Source organism: Streptomyces sp. NBC_00178, from assembly GCF_036206005.1.
GTDB lineage: Bacteria > Actinomycetota > Actinomycetes > Streptomycetales > Streptomycetaceae > Streptomyces.
Map to the genome: position 1 here is coordinate 1,692,346 of NZ_CP108143.1, position 16,491 is coordinate 1,708,836.

General features: G+C 71.3%; 18 protein-coding genes. 7 read left to right on the plus strand and 11 right to left on the minus strand.

Translation table 11 applies throughout. The features are described from left to right. Nucleotides 1-123: 123 nt before the first annotated feature. The 4 genes from OHT61_RS07240 to OHT61_RS07255 all read right to left on the minus strand — a co-directional run bounded on the left by OHT61_RS07240 (nucleotide 124) and on the right by OHT61_RS07255 (nucleotide 2,477). On the minus strand, nucleotides 124-642 hold the full coding sequence (locus OHT61_RS07240) for a SixA phosphatase family protein (RefSeq protein WP_329036079.1): 519 nt from the start codon (nucleotides 640-642) through the stop codon (nucleotides 124-126). A gap of 98 nt (nucleotides 643-740) precedes the next feature. Continuing rightward, nucleotides 741-950 carry a hypothetical protein gene (locus tag OHT61_RS07245; RefSeq protein WP_329036082.1) on the minus strand — a complete coding sequence of 70 codons (210 nt, stop codon included), beginning with the start codon at nucleotides 948-950 and terminating at the stop codon, nucleotides 741-743. Nucleotides 951-1,089: 139 nt separating this feature from the next. Then, on the minus strand, nucleotides 1,090-1,206 hold the full coding sequence (locus OHT61_RS07250; protein ID WP_327119985.1) for an SGM_5486 family transporter-associated protein: 117 nt from the start codon (nucleotides 1,204-1,206) through the stop codon (nucleotides 1,090-1,092). A 17-nt stretch (nucleotides 1,207-1,223) separates the two neighbouring features. Then, on the minus strand, nucleotides 1,224-2,477 hold the full coding sequence (locus tag OHT61_RS07255) for a CynX/NimT family MFS transporter (protein ID WP_329036085.1): 1,254 nt from the start codon (nucleotides 2,475-2,477) through the stop codon (nucleotides 1,224-1,226). 207 nt (nucleotides 2,478-2,684) lie between these two features. On the opposite strand from OHT61_RS07255, the gene OHT61_RS07260 reads away from it, so the two are divergent. Next, nucleotides 2,685-3,362 (plus strand): FadR/GntR family transcriptional regulator, encoded by a 678-nt coding sequence (locus OHT61_RS07260; protein WP_329036087.1) that lies wholly within the window; start codon nucleotides 2,685-2,687, stop codon nucleotides 3,360-3,362. A 66-nt stretch (nucleotides 3,363-3,428) separates the two neighbouring features. Here the strand turns inward: OHT61_RS07260 and OHT61_RS07265 are convergent, their stop codons facing one another. From OHT61_RS07265 to fabG, 3 genes are all read right to left on the minus strand, one after another. Continuing rightward, on the minus strand, nucleotides 3,429-3,803 hold the full coding sequence (locus tag OHT61_RS07265; RefSeq protein ID WP_329036089.1) for a hypothetical protein: 375 nt from the start codon (nucleotides 3,801-3,803) through the stop codon (nucleotides 3,429-3,431). Nucleotides 3,804-4,027: 224 nt separating this feature from the next. After that, a complete protein-coding gene (gene fabI / locus OHT61_RS07270) occupies nucleotides 4,028-4,795 on the minus strand; it encodes an enoyl-ACP reductase FabI (RefSeq protein ID WP_329036090.1) in 768 nt (255 codons plus the stop codon). 5 nt (nucleotides 4,796-4,800) lie between these two features. Continuing rightward, nucleotides 4,801-5,520, minus strand: coding sequence for a 3-oxoacyl-[acyl-carrier-protein] reductase (gene fabG / locus OHT61_RS07275; protein WP_327119975.1), 720 nt, complete (start codon nucleotides 5,518-5,520; stop codon nucleotides 4,801-4,803). 280 nt (nucleotides 5,521-5,800) lie between these two features. Here fabG and OHT61_RS07280 point away from each other — a divergent pair, with 280 nt between their 5' ends. The 3 genes from OHT61_RS07280 to tyrS are packed head-to-tail and all read left to right on the plus strand — an operon-like array spanning nucleotide 5,801 to nucleotide 10,035. Further along, nucleotides 5,801-7,324 (plus strand): TldD/PmbA family protein, encoded by a 1,524-nt coding sequence (locus OHT61_RS07280; RefSeq protein ID WP_329036093.1) that lies wholly within the window; start codon nucleotides 5,801-5,803, stop codon nucleotides 7,322-7,324. Further along, a complete protein-coding gene (locus OHT61_RS07285; protein ID WP_329036094.1) occupies nucleotides 7,321-8,715 on the plus strand; it encodes a metallopeptidase TldD-related protein in 1,395 nt (464 codons plus the stop codon). The genes OHT61_RS07280 and OHT61_RS07285 overlap by 4 nt, the downstream gene beginning before the upstream one ends. Before the next feature lie 51 nt (nucleotides 8,716-8,766). Continuing rightward, entirely contained in the window at nucleotides 8,767-10,035 is a 1,269-nt protein-coding gene (gene tyrS, locus OHT61_RS07290) for a tyrosine--tRNA ligase (RefSeq protein WP_329036095.1), read from the plus strand. Nucleotides 10,036-10,104: 69 nt separating this feature from the next. Here tyrS and OHT61_RS07295 read toward each other — a convergent pair whose 3' ends face one another. Beyond that, on the minus strand, nucleotides 10,105-10,389 hold the full coding sequence (locus OHT61_RS07295; protein ID WP_329036097.1) for a GlsB/YeaQ/YmgE family stress response membrane protein: 285 nt from the start codon (nucleotides 10,387-10,389) through the stop codon (nucleotides 10,105-10,107). A gap of 210 nt (nucleotides 10,390-10,599) precedes the next feature. Here OHT61_RS07295 and OHT61_RS07300 point away from each other — a divergent pair, with 210 nt between their 5' ends. Beyond that, nucleotides 10,600-10,986 (plus strand): DUF3099 domain-containing protein, encoded by a 387-nt coding sequence (locus OHT61_RS07300; protein ID WP_329036100.1) that lies wholly within the window; start codon nucleotides 10,600-10,602, stop codon nucleotides 10,984-10,986. A gap of 230 nt (nucleotides 10,987-11,216) precedes the next feature. Continuing rightward, complete coding sequence (locus OHT61_RS07305; protein ID WP_329036102.1) at nucleotides 11,217-11,465, plus strand: hypothetical protein; 249 nt, start codon at nucleotides 11,217-11,219, stop codon at nucleotides 11,463-11,465. Here the strand turns inward: OHT61_RS07305 and moaA are convergent. From moaA to OHT61_RS07320, 3 genes are all read right to left on the minus strand, one after another. Then, a complete protein-coding gene (gene moaA / locus OHT61_RS07310) occupies nucleotides 11,448-12,437 on the minus strand; it encodes a GTP 3',8-cyclase MoaA (RefSeq protein WP_329036103.1) in 990 nt (329 codons plus the stop codon). The genes OHT61_RS07305 and moaA overlap by 18 nt on opposite strands. A gap of 159 nt (nucleotides 12,438-12,596) precedes the next feature. Beyond that, the gene (locus OHT61_RS07315) at nucleotides 12,597-14,234 is read right to left on the minus strand and encodes a solute symporter family protein (RefSeq protein WP_329036104.1); all 1,638 of its coding nucleotides are present in this window, start codon (nucleotides 14,232-14,234) and stop codon (nucleotides 12,597-12,599) included. Further along, nucleotides 14,231-14,596, minus strand: coding sequence for a DUF485 domain-containing protein (locus OHT61_RS07320; protein ID WP_329036106.1), 366 nt, complete (start codon nucleotides 14,594-14,596; stop codon nucleotides 14,231-14,233). Before OHT61_RS07320 ends, OHT61_RS07315 begins: the two co-directional genes overlap by 4 nt. A 317-nt stretch (nucleotides 14,597-14,913) precedes the next feature. Here OHT61_RS07320 and OHT61_RS07325 point away from each other — a divergent pair, with 317 nt between their 5' ends. Next, nucleotides 14,914-16,446: a S8 family peptidase gene (locus OHT61_RS07325; RefSeq protein WP_329036107.1), complete on the plus strand. Its 1,533-nt coding sequence runs from the start codon at nucleotides 14,914-14,916 to the stop codon at nucleotides 16,444-16,446. Nucleotides 16,447-16,491 lie beyond the last annotated feature (45 nt).

A 16,491-nucleotide genomic window follows, 5' to 3' on the forward strand; every position in this document is an offset into this window, starting at 1 on the left:
GGTCCGGCCTTGTGCGTACGGGTCCGTACGCACAAGGGAAGGGCGTCGGCACACCGTGTGTGCCGACGCCCTTCCCCTGTGTTCGTTTCCCGCGTTCGCGGTCGGTCGCCCGCGCGGGCTCGCTCAGTCGTTCGGCGTCCAGTACTCGACGAGCCTGCCCACCCCGTGCTCGAGGTCCTTCCAGGGGCCGGTGAACTCGACGACGGCGTAGGCGGCGGTCGGGAAGCCGTCCCGGGTCATGCGGGCGAGCGTGTCGCCCTCGGCACTGCCCGAGAGCGCGTCCGCCGCACCGTGCATGCCGGGGTTGTGGCCGATGACCAGCAGGTTGTCCACCTCGTCGGGGGTCTCGCCGAACAGTGCGATCAGCTCCCCGAGGGAGGCCTCGTACAGCCTCTCCTCGTACACGGTCCTGGGGCGGTGGGCGAACTCGTGGACCGCGAGCTTCCAGGTCTCCCGGGTCCTGGTGGCGGTCGAACACAGTGCCAGGTCGATGACGGTGCCCGAATCGGCCAGCCTGAGGCCGGCGACGGGGGCGTCCTTCCTGCCGCGCTCGGCCAGTGGCCGCTCGTGGTCGGACTCCTGCGACCATTCCGCCTTTGCGTGCCTGAGAAGGACGATCCTGCGAGGTGTATCGGCGCTCATACACCTCAGCTTCGCACGAATTGCACGTCCGGGCGCAGGGAGTTGACGTGCTCGCCCTGGACGGATGGACAGCGGCCCGCGGGGGGCTTCGCCGCCTGTCAGAGGCCCAGGAGCGCCAGGATGCGACCGAACAGACGTCCGAGGGCGGGGTCGCCGACGGCCGTCGCGTGTGCCTGGCCCGGTTCCAGGATCAGCAGGAGGAGTGCCGCGAACGCCAGGGCGGGCAGCGCGACGGCCCACCACGGCAGGGTGACCTCCACGGGGCCCTGGCCGGGGCGGTGGGTCCGGGTGTGCGTTCGGGCCGGCATGTCCGCCTCCGTGGGTCCTCGGCTGTCTCACCCAGAACCTACGGGCCGGGCGGTGGGCGTCCCATCCGGTGACCCACCCACTCGACCCTGAACCTGGCCCCCTAGGGGACAGGGGGGCCTGCCCCACCCCCGGAGGGGGTCAGGGCGAGGCGATCGTGGCGATCACACCGATGACCAGGGAGATGAGCACCATCGCCCCGAACACGAGGAGGAGCTTCTTCTGACCGTTCTGGGGATTCGGATCGAGCACTGGCATGGGCACAGTCTCGCACCTCAGCACTCGTCCTCGATCGTCCGGTCCCTTCCGGCGAGCACCCCGGCCACCGTCTGCGGCACGAGGAGCCCGGCCATGAGGGCGATCGGCAGGCCCCAGCCGCCGCTGTGCTGGTACAGCACGCCGACGAGCAGCGGGCCGGGGATCGACAGCAGGTAGCCCGTGGACTGGGCGAACGCCGAGAGCCTGACCACGCCGGCGCCGGTCCTGGACCGCATCCCGATCATGGTGAGCGCGAGCGGGAAAGCGCAGTTCGCGATGCCCAGGAGCAGGGCCCACAGCCAGGCACCGCCCGCCGGGGCGAGGTAGAGGCCGGCGTAGCCGAGGAGGCCGCAGCCGCTCAGGACGAGGACGATCGGGCCCTGGGTGCGGAGCCGGGTGGCGACCCGGGGGATGACGAAGGCGAGGGGCACGCCCATGGCCATGGTCACGGCCAGCAGCACGCCCGCGGTGCCTGCCGGGATCCCGGCGTCGCGGAAGATCTGCGGCATCCAGCCCATGGTGATGTACGCGGCGGTGGCCTGGAGGCCGAAGAAGCAGGCGAGCGCCCAGGACGTCCGGCTCCGGGTGATCCGCAGCGCGGGGGGCGCGGGGGTGCCGGCGGCGGGGCCGGCGGTGTTCCGGCGGTCCTTGAGGGACGGGATCCAGGGCACGACCGCGACGACGGCGAGCACCGCCCAGACGGCCAGCCCGGTCTTCCAGCTGCCGCCCAGGGCGTCGGTCACCGGCACGGTGAGGGCGGCCGCGAGGGCGGTCCCGAGGGCCAGGGCCATCGAGTAGAGCCCGGTCATGGTCCCCACCCGGTCGGGGAACCAGCGCTTGACGATGACGGGCATGAGGACGTTGCTGACGGCGATGCCCATCAGGGCGAGGGCGCTGGCGGCGAGGAACCCCGCGGTGCCTCCCACGAAGGGGCGGATCAGCAGCCCCGCGGCGATGGCCGCCATACCCGCGCAGACGACGGCGCTGGGGCCGAACCGGCGGGCGAGCCGAGGTGCGGTGAAGCCGAAGACCGCGAAGCAGAGCGGCGGCACGGAGGTGAGGACACCGGCCACGCTGCCGCTCATGTGCAGCCCGTCCCTGACCTCTTCGAGGAGGGGACCGAGGCTGGTGATGGCGGGCCGCAGGTTGAGGGCGGTGAGTACGAGGCCGGCGACGAGGATCCGGAGCAGCCACGGGGACGGTCCGTCGGCGGGCGGTGTCCGGAGGGGGGCGGCGGCCGGGCTCAGTGTCGGGGTCTCGTCATGACGCATGAGGCCCATCATAGAATCATGGGATGATTGACTGTCCAGTCGGCCCGGTCCTTACGCCGCCTGGGACAATGCGCGGGGACGATCGGGCCCGCCGCGCCGATCGCGCCTCCAGGACGGACCGCCGAGGGTCCGGCGGACCCGGGGGCCGGACCGATCCGCCCCGGCCGATAGGCCGGATCACCGCCCGTCACACGAGCAAGGAGCACCATGGCGCTGACGTCCCCCCGGCGTTCGGCACTCGCCGACCAGGTGATTGCCCAGCTGAGGAACCAGATCACGTCGGGCGAGTGGCCCGTGGGGTCCCGGATCCCCACCGAGCCGGAGCTGGTCGAGCAGCTGGGTGTGGCCCGGAACACGGTGCGTGAGGCGGTGCGCGCCCTGGCGCACAACGGGCTGCTGGACATCCGCCAGGGCTCCGGCACGTACGTCGTGGCGACCAGCGAGCTGGCCGGGGTGATGCACCGGCGCTTCGCGGACGCCGACCCCCGGCACGTCGCCGAACTGCGCTCCACGCTGGAGTCCTCGGCGGCCCGGCTCGCCGCCCTGCGGCGCACGGAGCGGGACATGCGGCAGCTCGACACGCTGATGGAGCGGCGCGAGGCGACCTGGGCGGCGGGGGACGCGGAGGCCTTCGTGGCCGCCGACGCGACCCTGCACCTCGCGGTGGTCGCCGCCTCGCACAACGACGTGCTGACGGAGCTCTACGCCGACCTGAACGACGTGCTGCGCGATTATCTGCGGGACGACGTGGGCCCGGAGCTGCGCCCGGAGGAGCTCATGGACCACTCGCGGCTGGTCGAGGCGATCCGGGCGGGTGACGCGGACACGGCCGCCGCCGAGGCCGCCGCCCACGCGCTGGACTGCCTGCGCGAGCGGGCGCGCTGAGCGGGGTGCCGGACGCGGACCGTGCGCGTCCGGCGGTGACGGCGCGACCGGGCGCGGGTCGAGGTCCTAAGGGGTCACCGAGTGGCTGACCCAGGCCGAGCCGACCTCTTTCCAGCAGCGGTCCTCCAGCTTGACCGTCCGGCCCGGCTGCACCGCGACCGCCTCGCCGTCCGCGTCGACGTCCCACCAGCGGGCGCACTCGGTGTGGAGCCGGACGAGATCCGTGGTGGCGTGCGGGTTGTGGCAGTAGGCGGTCACCCGGGAGCCCTCGACCGCCGTACGGCATTCGGAGCCCGACGGCTCGGCGTCCGGCGTTCGCTGGGCCGAGGCCGGCTCACCGCCGGCGCGGCCGGACGCGCTGACGGCCACGGGGGCCAGGAGACCGAGGCCTACGGCAGCCGCGGCCATCAGGGCCCAGGACCTGCGACGTGTGGAGCGCACAGCGACCTCCTCCCCGCAGCCTGACCAGAAGTCCGGTTCACCACAGTCTGCGGTGGGGCGGCCATCTTTTCGACTCGAGCGCGGGACGGCCCGTGGGCCGTCTCCCCGGCGGCGTCACCCGAACGCGCGACGGCCGCGTGGCACCGCCGGGGAGGCGGGCACGCGGCCGTCGGTCAGGCATGTGCGCGGGTCAGGCGTGTGCGCGGGTCAGGCGTGTGCGCGGGTCAGGCACCCATCATGTGCACGCCGCCGTCGACGTGGATGATCTCGCCCGTCGTCTTCGGGAAGAAGTCCGAGAGCAGGGCCACGACGCCGCGGCCGGCCGGCTCCGGGTCCGCCATGTTCCACTCCAGCGGGGAGCGGTGGTTCCAGACGTCCGCGAGCTCGCCGAAGCCCGGGATGGACTTGGCGGCCATGGAGCCGATCGGTCCGGCCGAGATCAGGTTGCAGCGGATGCTGTCCTTGCCCAGGTCACGGGCGAGGTAGCGGGACGTCGCCTCCAGCGCGGCCTTGGCCGGGCCCATCCAGTCGTACTGGGGCCAGGCGAACTGCGCGTCGAAGGTGAGGCCCACGACGGAACCGCCGTCGGCCATCAGCGGCTTGCAGGCCATGGCGAGCGACTTCAGCGAGAACGCCGAGACGTGCATGGCCGTGGCCACGGACTCGAAGGGCGTGTTCAGGAAGTTGCCGCCCAGGGCGTCCTGGGGCGCGAAGCCGATGGAGTGCACGACGCCGTCCAGCGAGCCGAGCTCGTCCTTGACAAGTCCGGCGAGCCGGTCCAGGTGCTCGGCGTTGGTCACGTCGAGCTCGATGACCTTGGCGGGCTTCGGGAGCTTCTTGGCGATGCGCTCGGTCAGCGTCGGCCGGGGGAAGGCCGTCAGGATGACCTCGGCGCCCTGCTCCTGTGCCACCTTCGCCGTGTGGAAAGCGATGGACGACTCCATCAGCACACCCGTGATGAGGATGCGCTTGCCGTCGAGAATTCCGCTCATGGTGATCAGTGACCCATGCCCAATCCGCCGTCAACGGGGATGACGGCTCCAGTGATGTACGACGCGTCGTCGGACGCGAGGAAGCGCACCGCGGCCGCGATCTCGGCGGGCTGCGCGTAGCGGCCGAGCGGCACCTGGGCCACGATGCCCTTGCGCTGCTCGTCGGTGAGCACCTGGGTCATGTCGGTGTCGACGAACCCGGGCGCGACGACGTTGAACGTGATGTTCCGCGAGCCGAGCTCGCGGGCCAGCGACCGGGCGAAGCCGACCAGGCCCGCCTTGGACGCCGCGTAGTTGGCCTGGCCGGCGGAGCCGAGGAGGCCGACGACGGACGAGATCAGGACGACGCGGCCCTTCTTGGCGCGAAGCATCGCGCGGTTGGCGCGCTTGACGACGCGGAAGGTGCCGGTGAGGTTGGTGTCGAGCACGGACGTGAAGTCCTCCTCCGACATCCGCATCAGCAACTGGTCCTTGGTGATACCGGCGTTGGCGACCAGCACCTCCACGGGACCGTGCTTCTCCTCGATCTCCTTGTAGGCCTGCTCCACCTGCTCGGTGTCGGTGATGTCGCACCGGACCGCGAGGACACCCGCGTCGGTGAGCTCCTGGGGCGGCTGCCCCGAGCGGTAGGTGACGGCGACCTTGTCGCCGTTGTCGGCGAAGGCGCGGGCGATGGCGAGGCCGATGCCCCGGTTTCCTCCGGTGACGAGAACCGAGCGGCTCAACGGATCACCCTTTCCTTGGCGGTCTGGTACATCGAAAACCTATCGGTAGGACTCCCCGGACAAGGAATCGGCCTCCGACAGTGGCTCCCACGCGGCACTGTGGGATTCCTACAGTGCCGTGCCGCGTGGCGGGGACCGGCGCGGGGCGGGCCGGGGCCGCGCGCGGCGGGGGCCGGACGCCGGTGCGGCGCGGTCACGTCGCGCGGAACTCTTCCCTCCCGGGGCGGCGCCGCGTGATTGACTGCGTGCCCGGACACGACCACAGCAGGGGAGGCCGTCCGTGGCCCACGACATCGACCCGTCCTTTCTCGCGCTGCCGTTGCGCGCCCTCGCCGACGCGGCGCTCGCCCGGGCCCGCGCGCTGGGCGCCGTCCACGCGGACTTCCGGTTCGAGCGGGTGCGGGACGCCTCCTGGCGGCTGCGGGACGCCCGGATCTCCGGGACGTCGGACACCACCGACACCGGGTACGCGGTCCGGGTGGTGCACGGCGGGGCCTGGGGGTTCGCGTCCGGTGTGGACCTGACGATGGACGCGGCGGCCAAGGTGGCCTCCCAGGCCGTCGCCATGGCCAAGCTGTCCGCGAAGGTGATCGCGGCCGCGGGTTCCGACGAGAGGGTCGAGCTGGCCGACGAGCCGGTGCACGGGGACCGGACCTGGGTGTCGGCGTACGAGCGGGACCCCTTCGACGTGCCGGACGCGGAGAAGGCCGGGCTGCTCGCCGAGTGGAGCTCCCGGCTGCTGGCGGCCGACGGGGTCGCGCACGTGGACGCCTCCCTGATGACGGTCCACGAGAACAAGTTCTACGCGGACACCGCCGGCACCGTCACCACCCAGCAGCGGGTGCGGGTGCATCCGCAGCTGACCGCGGTGGCCGTGGACGCCACGACGGGTGAGTTCGACTCGATGCGGACGATCGCGCCGCCGGCGGGGCGGGGCTGGGAGTACCTCACGGGCACCGGCTGGGACTGGGACTCCGAACTGGAGCGCATCCCGGGGCTGCTGGCCGAGAAGATGCGCGCACCGAGCGTCGACGCGGGGACGTACGACCTGGTCGTCGACCCGTCGAACCTGTGGCTGACGATCCACGAGTCGATCGGCCACGCGACGGAACTCGACCGGGCACTGGGCTACGAGGCGGCGTACGCGGGGACGTCGTTCGCGACCTTCGACCAGCTGGGCAGGCTGGCGTACGGCTCCCCGGTGATGAACGTGACCGGTGACCGCACGGCCGAACACGGGCTCGCGACCGTCGGTTACGACGACGAGGGCGTCGAGGCGCAGTCCTGGGACCTGGTGAAGGACGGGACGCTGGTCGGCTACCAGACGGACCGGCGCATCGCGAAGCTGACGGGCCTCGGCCGGTCCAACGGGTGCGCGTACGCGGATTCGCCGGGGCACGTGCCCGTGCAGCGGATGGCGAACGTGTCGCTCGCGCCGGATCCGGGCGGGCTGTCGACGGAGGACCTGATCGGCGGGGTGGAGCGCGGGATCTACGTGGTCGGCGACCGGTCGTGGTCCATCGACATGCAGAGGTACAACTTCCAGTTCACCGGGCAGCGGTTCTTCCGGATCGAGAACGGCAGACTCGCGGGCCAGCTGCGGGACGTGGCCTACCAGGCGACGACCACGGACTTCTGGGGCTCGATGGAGAAGGTCGGCGGCCCGCAGACCTATGTCCTCGGGGGCGCGTTCAACTGCGGCAAGGCCCAGCCGGGCCAGGTCGCGGCCGTCTCGCACGGCTGCCCGTCCGCGCTCTTCCGGGGCGTGAACATCCTCAACACCACGCAGGAGGGCGGGCGATGAGCCGCGTCAGCAAGCCGTACGAGATCGTCGAGCGCGCGCTGGAACTGTCCACCGCCGACGGCTGCGTGGTCATCGCGGACGAGAGCTCCTCCGCGAACCTGCGCTGGGCCGGCAACGCGCTCACCACGAACGGGGTGACACGGGGCCGGAGCCTCACCGTGATCGCGACCGTCGACGGGGCCGAGGGGACCGCGTCCGGTGTGGTGTCGCGCTCCGCCGTCACCGCCGACGACCTGGAGCCGCTCGTGCGGGCCGCCGAGGCCGCCGCCCGCGGCGCGGGACCCGCGGAGGACGCCCGGCAGCCGGTCTCCGGCGTCCCGGCGTCCGCCGACTTCACCGCGCCCCCGGCCGAGACCGGCTCCGACGTCTTCGCCGGTTTCGCCCCTGCCCTCGGCGACGCCTTCGCCCGTGCCCGCGCGGGCGGCCGCGAGCTGTACGGCTTCGCCCACCACCAGCAGACGTCCACCTATCTCGGTACGTCGACGGGCCTCCGGCTGCGTCACGACCAGCCGAACGGGACGCTGGAGCTGAACGCCAAGTCGCCGGACCGTACGCGGTCCGCCTGGGCGGGCAGGGCCACGCGCGACTTCAAGGACGTCGACCCCGCGGCGATGGACGCGGAACTCGCGAAGCGCCTCGGCTGGGCCGAGCGCCGTATCGAGCTGCCGGCCGGGCGCTACGAGACGCTGCTTCCGCCGACCGCGGTGGCCGACCTGCTGATCTACCAGTACTGGTCGGCGGGGGCCCGGGACGCCGTGGAGGGCCGGACGGTCTTCTCCCGGCCGGGCGGCGGCACACGGCTCGGCGAGCGGGTCTCCGGGCTGCCGCTGACGCTGCGCAGCGATCCGTACGCGCCGGGGCTGGAGTGCGCGCCGTTCGTGATCGCGCACGCGTCGGGGGACGACTCGTCGGTCTTCGACAACGGGCTGCCGCTGGCGCCGACGGACTGGATCAGGGAGGGGAAGCTGGAGCGGCTGGCCACGACCCGTCACTCCGCGCAGCTCACCGGCCTGCCCGTCGCTCCGGCCGTCGACAACCTCGTCCTGGACGGCGGTGGCGAGCGGTCGCTGGAGGAGATGGTGGCCGCGACGACCGGCCGGGCCCTGCTGCTGACGTGCCTGTGGTACATCCGCGAGGTGGATCCGGCCACGCTGCTGCTGACCGGCCTGACCCGTGACGGGGTCTATCTGGTGGAGGACGGCGAGGTCGTCGGCGAGGTCAACAACTTCCGGTTCAACGAGTCCCCCGTGGGGCTCCTGTCCCGCGTGTCGGAGGCGGGCCGTACGGAGAGGACGCTGCCGCGCGAGTGGGGCGACTACTTCACCCGGGCCGCGATGCCCGCCCTGCGTATCCCCGATTTCCATATGAGCTCGGTCAGCCGGGGCGTCTGACCGTCCTAGACTGAACCGCGCACACCGCCGAACCCGAGGAGAGAAGAGACCGTGACGGACATCGTCGACGAGCTGAAGTGGCGCGGGCTGTTCGCCCAGTCCACCGACGAGGACGCATTGCGCAAGGCTCTCGCGGACGGCCCGGTCACGTTCTATTGCGGGTTCGACCCGACCGCGGCGAGTCTCCACGTCGGCCACCTGGTGCAGGTGCTCACCATGCGCCGGCTCCAGCAGGCGGGCCTGAAGCCGCTCGCCCTGGTCGGCGGGGCGACGGGCCAGATCGGTGACCCGCGCCCGACGGCCGAGCGCACGCTGAACGACCCGGAGACCATCGCCGCGTGGGTCCAGCGGCTGCGCGGGCAGATCGAGCCCTTCCTGACCTTCGACGGTCCGAACGCCGCGACGATGGTGAACAACCTCGACTGGACCGCGGGGCTCTCCGCGATCGAGTTCCTGCGGGACATCGGCAAGCACTTCCGGGTCAACAAGATGCTCACCAAGGACTCGGTGGCCCGCCGCCTGGAGTCCCAGGAGGGCATCAGCTACACGGAGTTCAGCTACCAGCTGCTCCAGGGCATGGACTACCTGGAGCTGTACCGGCGCTACGGCTGCACGCTCCAGCAGGGCGGCAGCGACCAGTGGGGCAACCTCACGGCGGGCATCGACCTGATCCACCGCCTGGAGCCGGGTGCCGCCGTGCACGCGCTGGCGACGCCGCTGATGGTGAAGGCCGACGGCACCAAGTTCGGCAAGTCCGAGAGCGGGGCCGTCTGGCTCGACCCGGAGATGACGACGCCGTACGCGTTCTACCAGTTCTGGCTGAATGTGGACGACCGGGACATCTCGACCTACATGCGCATCCTCAGCTTCAAGAGCCGCGAGGAGCTCGAGGAGCTGGAGAAGCTCACCGAGGAGCGTCCGCAGGCACGCTCGGCCCAGCGGTCGCTGGCCGAGGAGCTGACGACGCTGGTGCACGGCGGCGCCCAGTGCGCCGCGGTCATCGCCGCGTCGAAGGCGCTGTTCGGGCAGGGCGATCTGGGTGAGCTGGACGAGGCGACGCTGAGTGCCGCCCTGTCCGAGGTGCCGCACGCCAGGGTCGCCGAGCTCGGCCCCGTGGTGGACCTCCTGGTCGAGGTCGGGCTGTCCGCGAGCAAGTCGGCCGCCCGCCGCACCGTCAAGGAGGGCGGGGCCTACGTGAACAACGCGAAGGTCACGGACGGCGAGAGCCCCCCGGCGGTCTCCGAGCTGCTGCACGGCCGGTGGCTGGTGCTGCGCCGCGGCAAGAAGAACCTGGCGGCCGTCGAGGTCACGAGCGGCTGAGGTTTCCGCGCACACGACTGCGGCCGGTCACGCGAGACGCGTGGCCGGCCGCAGTCGTGTGCGGGCGGGTCAGGTGCTCTGTTTCCTGCCGCGGTTGCCCTTGATGGACTGCCAGAGCATGTCCCCCACCCCGACGACGGCCACCGCGCCGATCAGCTGGAGCACGTGCCGCGTCCAGTCGATGCCCTTGGTGTCGTTGACGCCGATCCAGGTGGCGACGGCGTTGCCCAGGATGCTGCCGAGGATCCCGAACACGACCGTCAGCCAGAGCGGGATGTCCTGCTTGCCGGGCAGGATCGCCCGAGCGATCACCCCCAGCACCAGACCTACGATGATCGCCCACAGCCAGCCCATGTCGCCTCCTCGCGCGGCGCGGTGTGCGCACGCCCACCAGTCTCGGCCGGGCGGACGTACGCCGCATGCCGGACACGGCCGTACGTGAACCGGGGGTCCCGACCCGCGCAAGCCGGGCGCGCCCCGGCCTCGAAGCGTGTACGGGGCGGGCGTACCGTGGGACCGGTCGCCCGGGTAGGTCCGGCACGGAGATCTGGTGGTGGAATCACGATGCGGAAGCAGAGCGGCGCGGAGGTCTTCCGTATCACGGGCGCCCGGCAGTCACTGGCCGACGACGTGCGCGGCAGGCAGCGGCGCTACATCATCTCGATGTCCGTCCGCACCCTTTCGGTGGTGCTGGCCGCGACCCTGTGGAACGTGGAGAGGCATGTGGCGGTGGTGGCGCTCGCCCTGGGCGTCCTGCTGCCGTACGTCGCGGTCGTCATCGCCAACGCGGGCCGGGAGAACGCCCCTTCGCTCCCGACGACGTTCGTTCCCGCGCCGATGCGGCCGGCGATCGGGGACTCCCGCGCCGCGGGTGGTACGGAGCCCTTCACAGCGCCGGCCGGGGAGCCGGGACCGGCCGGACGTGCCGGGGACGCCCGCGCGGCGGACTGATCGGGGACGGTGCGGGAAGCGCCGGAAAGCTCAAGAAGAGCTCAGATCAATCATGACGATGCGGTGCAACCGATCATGGTCGTCGTGGCATACTTCGGGTGCGCTCCGCATCCCCCGTCGGAGCGACGGACCGACGCCGGGCAGCTCCCCCCGTGGCTGCTCGGCGTCGCCCTTTCTCCGGCGGGGATGCGCCGCGAAGGGGCCGCGGGCCAGGCCCTAGGGTTGAGGGCGTGAACCTCCCCGCCACTCCCGCCGACAGCGCCACCGGCGCTCCCGTCTGTTCCGCGAAGGGCTGCCGCGCCGACGCCGTGTGGGTGCTGGCCTGGAACAATCCGAAGCTGCACACCCCGGAGCGCCGCAAGACCTGGCTCGCCTGCGACGAGCACCGGGAGCACCTGTCCTCGTTCCTCGGGGTGCGCGGCTTCCTCAAGGACGTCGTGACGTTGCGGGAGTGGGAGTCCTCAGCCGCCGATGGCTGACATCGGGCGGTCCGGCTGCAGGAACGTGGGATCGTCGAGTCCGGAGCCCGCCTTCTTGCCCCACATCGCGAGCCGCCAGATACGGGCGATCTCCTCGTCCGGGGCGTCGGAGCGCAGCGCGCCGCGCAGGTCGGTCTCCTCGCGGGCGAAGAGGCAGGTGCGGACCTGCCCGTCGGCGGTGAGCCGCGTGCGGTCGCAGGCGGCGCAGAACGGCCTGGTCACGGAGGCGATCACCCCGACGCGGTGCGGGCCGCCGTCGACGGTCCAGCGCTCGGCGGGGGCGGATCCCCGCTCGTCCTGGCCCTCGGCGGTGAGGTTGAAGCGCGTGCGCAGCGAGGCGAGGATGTCGCCGGCCGTGATCATCCCGTCGCGCTTCCACCCGTGCTGGGCGTCGAGCGGCATCTGCTCGATGAAGCGGAGTTCGTAGGCGTTCTCCACGGCCCAGGCGAGCAGCTCGGGGGCCTCGTCGTCGTTGAGTCCCGGCATGAGGACGGAGTTGACCTTGACCGGGGTGAGGCCCGCGTCCCGGGCGGCCCGGAGTCCGTCGAGCACGTCCTGGTGGCGGTCGCGGCGGGTCAGCGTCTTGAAGACGTCGGGCCGCAGCGTGTCCAGGGACACGTTGACCCGGTCCAGGCCCGCCGCCTTCAGCGCGGCGGCGGTGCGCTTCAGCCCGATGCCGTTGGTCGTGAGCGACATCCTGGGGCGGGGCTCCAGCGCGGCGCACTGCTCGACGATGGAGACGAGTCCGGGGCGCAGCAGCGGCTCGCCGCCGGTGAAGCGGACCTCCGTGATGCCGAGCGTCGTGACGGCGATGCGGATGAGCCGGACGATCTCGTCGTCGCTGAGCAGCTCCGTCTTGGAGAGCCACTGCAGGCCTTCCTCGGGCATGCAGTAGGTGCAGCGCAGATTGCACTTGTCGGTCAGTGACACGCGCAGGTCGGTGGCGACCCTGCCGTAGGTGTCGACGAGCACTGTGGGCCCCCTCCCGCTGGTGTCCGCGGTTGCGGCTCTGACTCTTCCGAGGGTACGCGAGACACGTGACATTGATGGTGCCCGGTTGACACGAGGTGCGACGGGGCCCCGTCGTAGGACTCTACGACGGGGCCCGGCGGTGACGGCGTGGCGGACCGGTCAGTGGGCGCCGGTGCCGGTGAGGGACTTGACCTCGAGTTCCGCGTACTTGCCCTTGTCCGGCTCCTCCTTGGAGAGGACGGAGCCCAGCCAGCCGAGTAGGAAGCCCAGCGGGATGGAGATGAGGCCCGGGTTCTCCAGCGGGAACCAGGCGAAGTCGGCGTCCGGGAACATCGAGGTGGCCTTGCCGGAGACGACCGGCGAGAAGAGCACGAGCAGGACGGACGAGGCGAGGCCGCCGTAGATCGACCAGAGGGCTCCCTGGGTGGTGAAGCGCTTCCAGAAGAGGCTGTAGAGGATCGTCGGCAGGTTGGCCGAGGCTGCGACGGCGAAGGCCAGGGCGACGAGTCCCGCGACGTTCAGGTCGCGGGCGAGCGCGCCGAGTGCGATGGAGACGACGCCGATCGCGACGGTGGCCCACTTGGCGGCGCGCATCTCCTCCTTCTCGGTGGCGGTCCCCTTGCGGATGACGTTGGCGTAGATGTCGTGGGCGAACGACGACGAGGAGGCGAGGGTGAGTCCCGCGACGACGGCGAGGATCGTGGCGAAGGCGACGGCCGAGATGACGGCCAGCAGGATCGCACCCCAGGTGGTTCCGACGCCGCCGAGGTATTCGGCCAGCTGGGGTGCCGCGGCGTTGCCCGCCGGGTTCTTGGCCTTGATCTCGTCCGGCCCGATCAGCGCCGCCGCGCCGAAGCCGAGCGCGATGGTCATCAGGTAGAAGGAGCCGATGATCCCGATGGCCCAGTTGACGGACTTGCGGGCGGCCTTGGCGGTCGGCACGGTGTAGAAGCGGATGAGGATGTGCGGCAGGCCCGCGGTGCCGAGGACCAGGGCGAGGCCGAGCGAGATGAAGTCCAGCTTCGAGACGTCGGTGCTGCCGTACTTGAGGCCCGGTTCCAGGAACGCGGCTCCGTGGCCGCTCTTCTCCGCGGCGGTGCCGAGCAGGTCGGACACGTTGAAGTCGAACTTCCACAGCACCAGGAAGGTCATGAGCAGCGCACCCGCGATGAGCAGCACGGCCTTGACCATCTGGACCCAGGTCGTGCCCTTCATGCCGCCGATGGTGACGTAGAGGATCATCAGCACGCCGACCAGAGCGACGATGAGGACCTTGCCCGCGTCGCTCGTGATGCCGAGCAGCAGGGACACCAGGACGCCCGCGCCGGCCATCTGGGCGAGCAGGTAGAAGATCGACACGACGATGGTGGAGGTACCGGCGGCGGTGCGCACCGGGCGCTGGCGCATGCGGTAGGCGAGGACGTCGCCCATGGTGTAGCGGCCGGAGTTCCGCAGCGGCTCGGCGACGAGCAGCAGCGCGACGAGCCAGGCCACGAGGAAGCCGATGGAGTAGAGGAAGCCGTCGTATCCGAAGAGGGCGATCGCTCCGGCGATGCCGAGGAAGCTCGCGGCCGACATGTAGTCGCCGGAGACCGCGAGACCGTTCTGGAAGGCGGTGAACTGGCGCCCGCCCGCGTAGAAGTCGGACGCGCTCTTGGTCTGGCGGCCGGCCCAGACGGTGATGGCCAGGGTCGCGGCGACGAAGACCGCGAAGAGGGTGATGATCAGCGGCCGGTGTTCGGCGGTCGACGAGGCGGCGAGCTGGATGACGGCGTGCGAGTCGTACGCGGCGCTCATGCGTCGGCCTCCATACGGGACTTGATGGCCGCCGCCTGCGGGTCGAGCTTGTTCGTGGCGTGGCGGGAGTAGAACCAGGCGATGAGGAACGTGGTGGCGAACTGGGCGAGGCCGAAGACGAAGGCCACGTTGAAGTTGGCGAAGACGATCGTGCCCATGAAGTCGCCGGCGTAACTGGACAGCAGCACGTACAGCAGGTACCAGGCGATGAAGCCGACGGTGAGCGGGAAGGCGAAGGAGCGGTGGGAGCGGCGCAGGGCGGCGAACTCCGCGCTGTTCTGCGCCTCGAGGAAGGCCTCGGTGGTGGGCTGGACGGGGCCGTCGTCCTTACGGCCCTGGGGCGGCGGTGCTTCGGTGGCCACGGATTCTCCTCGCGACGCGGATGCGGTGGTCGGGGCGGTGTTCTTCACGGGGAGTCCTTGCTGTGGGGGATGGTGCTCGACTCCCTGTGCAACGGCACGGGGGCCGCGGCGAAGCGGTTCACCGGAGGTTCGGCTTGTTTCCGGACGCGCGCCCTCCGGCGCCGAAAGCCTGTAAACCTGACTCCAAGAGGTCACACCTCGAACTCACTTGCCCGTATTCGTTGATGCGCCGGGAAGATCAGCGATAGCTTCCTTGGTCATGTACCGGACGGACACGACTGTGTCCGGCCCACTGGCACGGATGATGTGGAGAACCCATGGCTCATCTGGCATCCAGACGGACACGCGTCCTCACGCTGCCCGTCGGACTCGCGCTCACGGCCTCCCTCGGCTTCCTCCCGACGGGGACCGCGGCCGCGGCACCCGCGGACGGGCCGGCGGCGGCGGTTCCGGCGGACGGCCCCCAGCTGTCGTACGTCGTGAACACACGAGCGGGTCACGGCACCGTCAAGCAGGTGCGCAAGGCGATATCCAAGGCCGGCGGGGCGGTCGTGACGTCGTACGACCGCATAGGCGTCATCGTCGTCCACTCGAAGAACCCGGACTTCGGCGCGACGATCCGCAAGGCCAGGGGCGTCCAGTCCGCGGGCGCCACGCGCACCAACCCGATCGTCCCGCAGGCGACGAAGGACATCGGGGTCGAGCAGCCCCTCACCGCCGCGCAGGCGCGTTCCGCCGCCGGGAAGGCCGCCGCGGGCCAGGACCCGCTCGAACCGCTGCAGTGGGACCTGCCCGCCATCAAGGCGGACAAGGCACACCAGAAGTCGCTCGGCAGCAGCAAGGTCACGGTCGCCGTGATCGACACGGGTGTGGACGACACGCACCCGGACCTGGCCCCGAACTTCGACCGCAAGGCCTCGGTGAACTGTGTGTCCGGCGCTCCGGACACCACGGACGGCGCCTGGCGGCCCGCGGCCGGCGAGAGCGACCACGGCACGCACGTCGCCGGCACCATAGCCGCCGCGAAGAACGGCGTCGGCGTCACCGGCGTGGCGCCCGGGGTGAAGGTGTCCGGCATCAAGGTGTCCACCCCGGCGGGCTTCTTCTACACCGAGGCCGTCGTCTGCGGCTTCGTGTGGGCCGCCGAGCACGGCGTGGACGTCACCAACAACAGCTATTACACCGACCCGTGGCTGTTCAACTGCAAGAACGACCCGGACCAGGGCGCCCTGGTCGAGGCGGTCACCCGCGCGACGCGTTACGCGGAGCGCAAGGGCGTCGTCAACGTCGCGGCAGCCGGCAACTCCGACCACGACCTGGCCCTCGACGCCATCGAGGACACCACGAGCCCCAACGACACGACGACGGTCACCCGTACGGTCGACCCGAGCGAGTGCCCGGACATCCCGACCATGCTCCCCGGCGTCGTGACGGTCTCCGCGACCGGCGCGAAGGGCCTCAAGGCCTCGTACTCGAACTACGGCCTCGGCGTCATCGACGTCGCCGCGCCCGGCGGCGACTCGACCGTCTACCAGACCCCGGCGCCGCCGGCCACCAGCGGCCTGATCCTCTCGACGCTGCCCGGCGGCAAGTTCGGCTACAAGGCGGGGACGTCCATGGCCTCCCCGCACGTGGCCGGTGTCGCGGCGCTGATCAAGTCGACCCACCCGTACGCCTCGGCGGGCGTGGTGAAGGCGCTCCTGACGCACCAGGCCGACGACACCGCCTGCGGAGCCCCGTACGACATCAACGGTGACGGCACCGTCGACGCCGTCTGCGAGGGCGGCACGCGCTACAACGGCTTCTACGGCGCCGGTGTCGTGGACGCGCTGGACGCGGTCCGCAGGTAGGACGCCCGCACGGCATGAGGAAGGGGCGGGGGACCTCGGTCCCCC

Bases quoted from the DNA above. Each gene is read 5' to 3' on its own strand.
- OHT61_RS07240 (WP_329036079.1), bottom strand. From the start codon at position 642: ATGAGCGCCGATACACCTCGCAGGATCGTCCTTCTCAGGCACGCAAAG.
- OHT61_RS07245 (WP_329036082.1), bottom strand. From the start codon at position 950: ATGCCGGCCCGAACGCACACCCGGACCCACCGCCCCGGCCAGGGCCCC.
- OHT61_RS07250 (WP_327119985.1), bottom strand. From the start codon at position 1,206: ATGCCAGTGCTCGATCCGAATCCCCAGAACGGTCAGAAGAAGCTCCTC.
- OHT61_RS07255 (WP_329036085.1), bottom strand. From the start codon at position 2,477: ATGCGTCATGACGAGACCCCGACACTGAGCCCGGCCGCCGCCCCCCTC.
- OHT61_RS07260 (WP_329036087.1), top strand. From the start codon at position 2,685: ATGGCGCTGACGTCCCCCCGGCGTTCGGCACTCGCCGACCAGGTGATT.
- fabI (WP_329036090.1), bottom strand. From the start codon at position 4,795: ATGAGCGGAATTCTCGACGGCAAGCGCATCCTCATCACGGGTGTGCTG.
- OHT61_RS07285 (WP_329036094.1), top strand. From the start codon at position 7,321: ATGAGCCGCGTCAGCAAGCCGTACGAGATCGTCGAGCGCGCGCTGGAA.
- OHT61_RS07295 (WP_329036097.1), bottom strand. From the start codon at position 10,389: ATGGGCTGGCTGTGGGCGATCATCGTAGGTCTGGTGCTGGGGGTGATC.
- OHT61_RS07300 (WP_329036100.1), top strand. From the start codon at position 10,600: ATGCGGAAGCAGAGCGGCGCGGAGGTCTTCCGTATCACGGGCGCCCGG.
- OHT61_RS07315 (WP_329036104.1), bottom strand. From the start codon at position 14,234: ATGAGCGCCGCGTACGACTCGCACGCCGTCATCCAGCTCGCCGCCTCG.
- OHT61_RS07325 (WP_329036107.1), top strand. From the start codon at position 14,914: ATGGCTCATCTGGCATCCAGACGGACACGCGTCCTCACGCTGCCCGTC.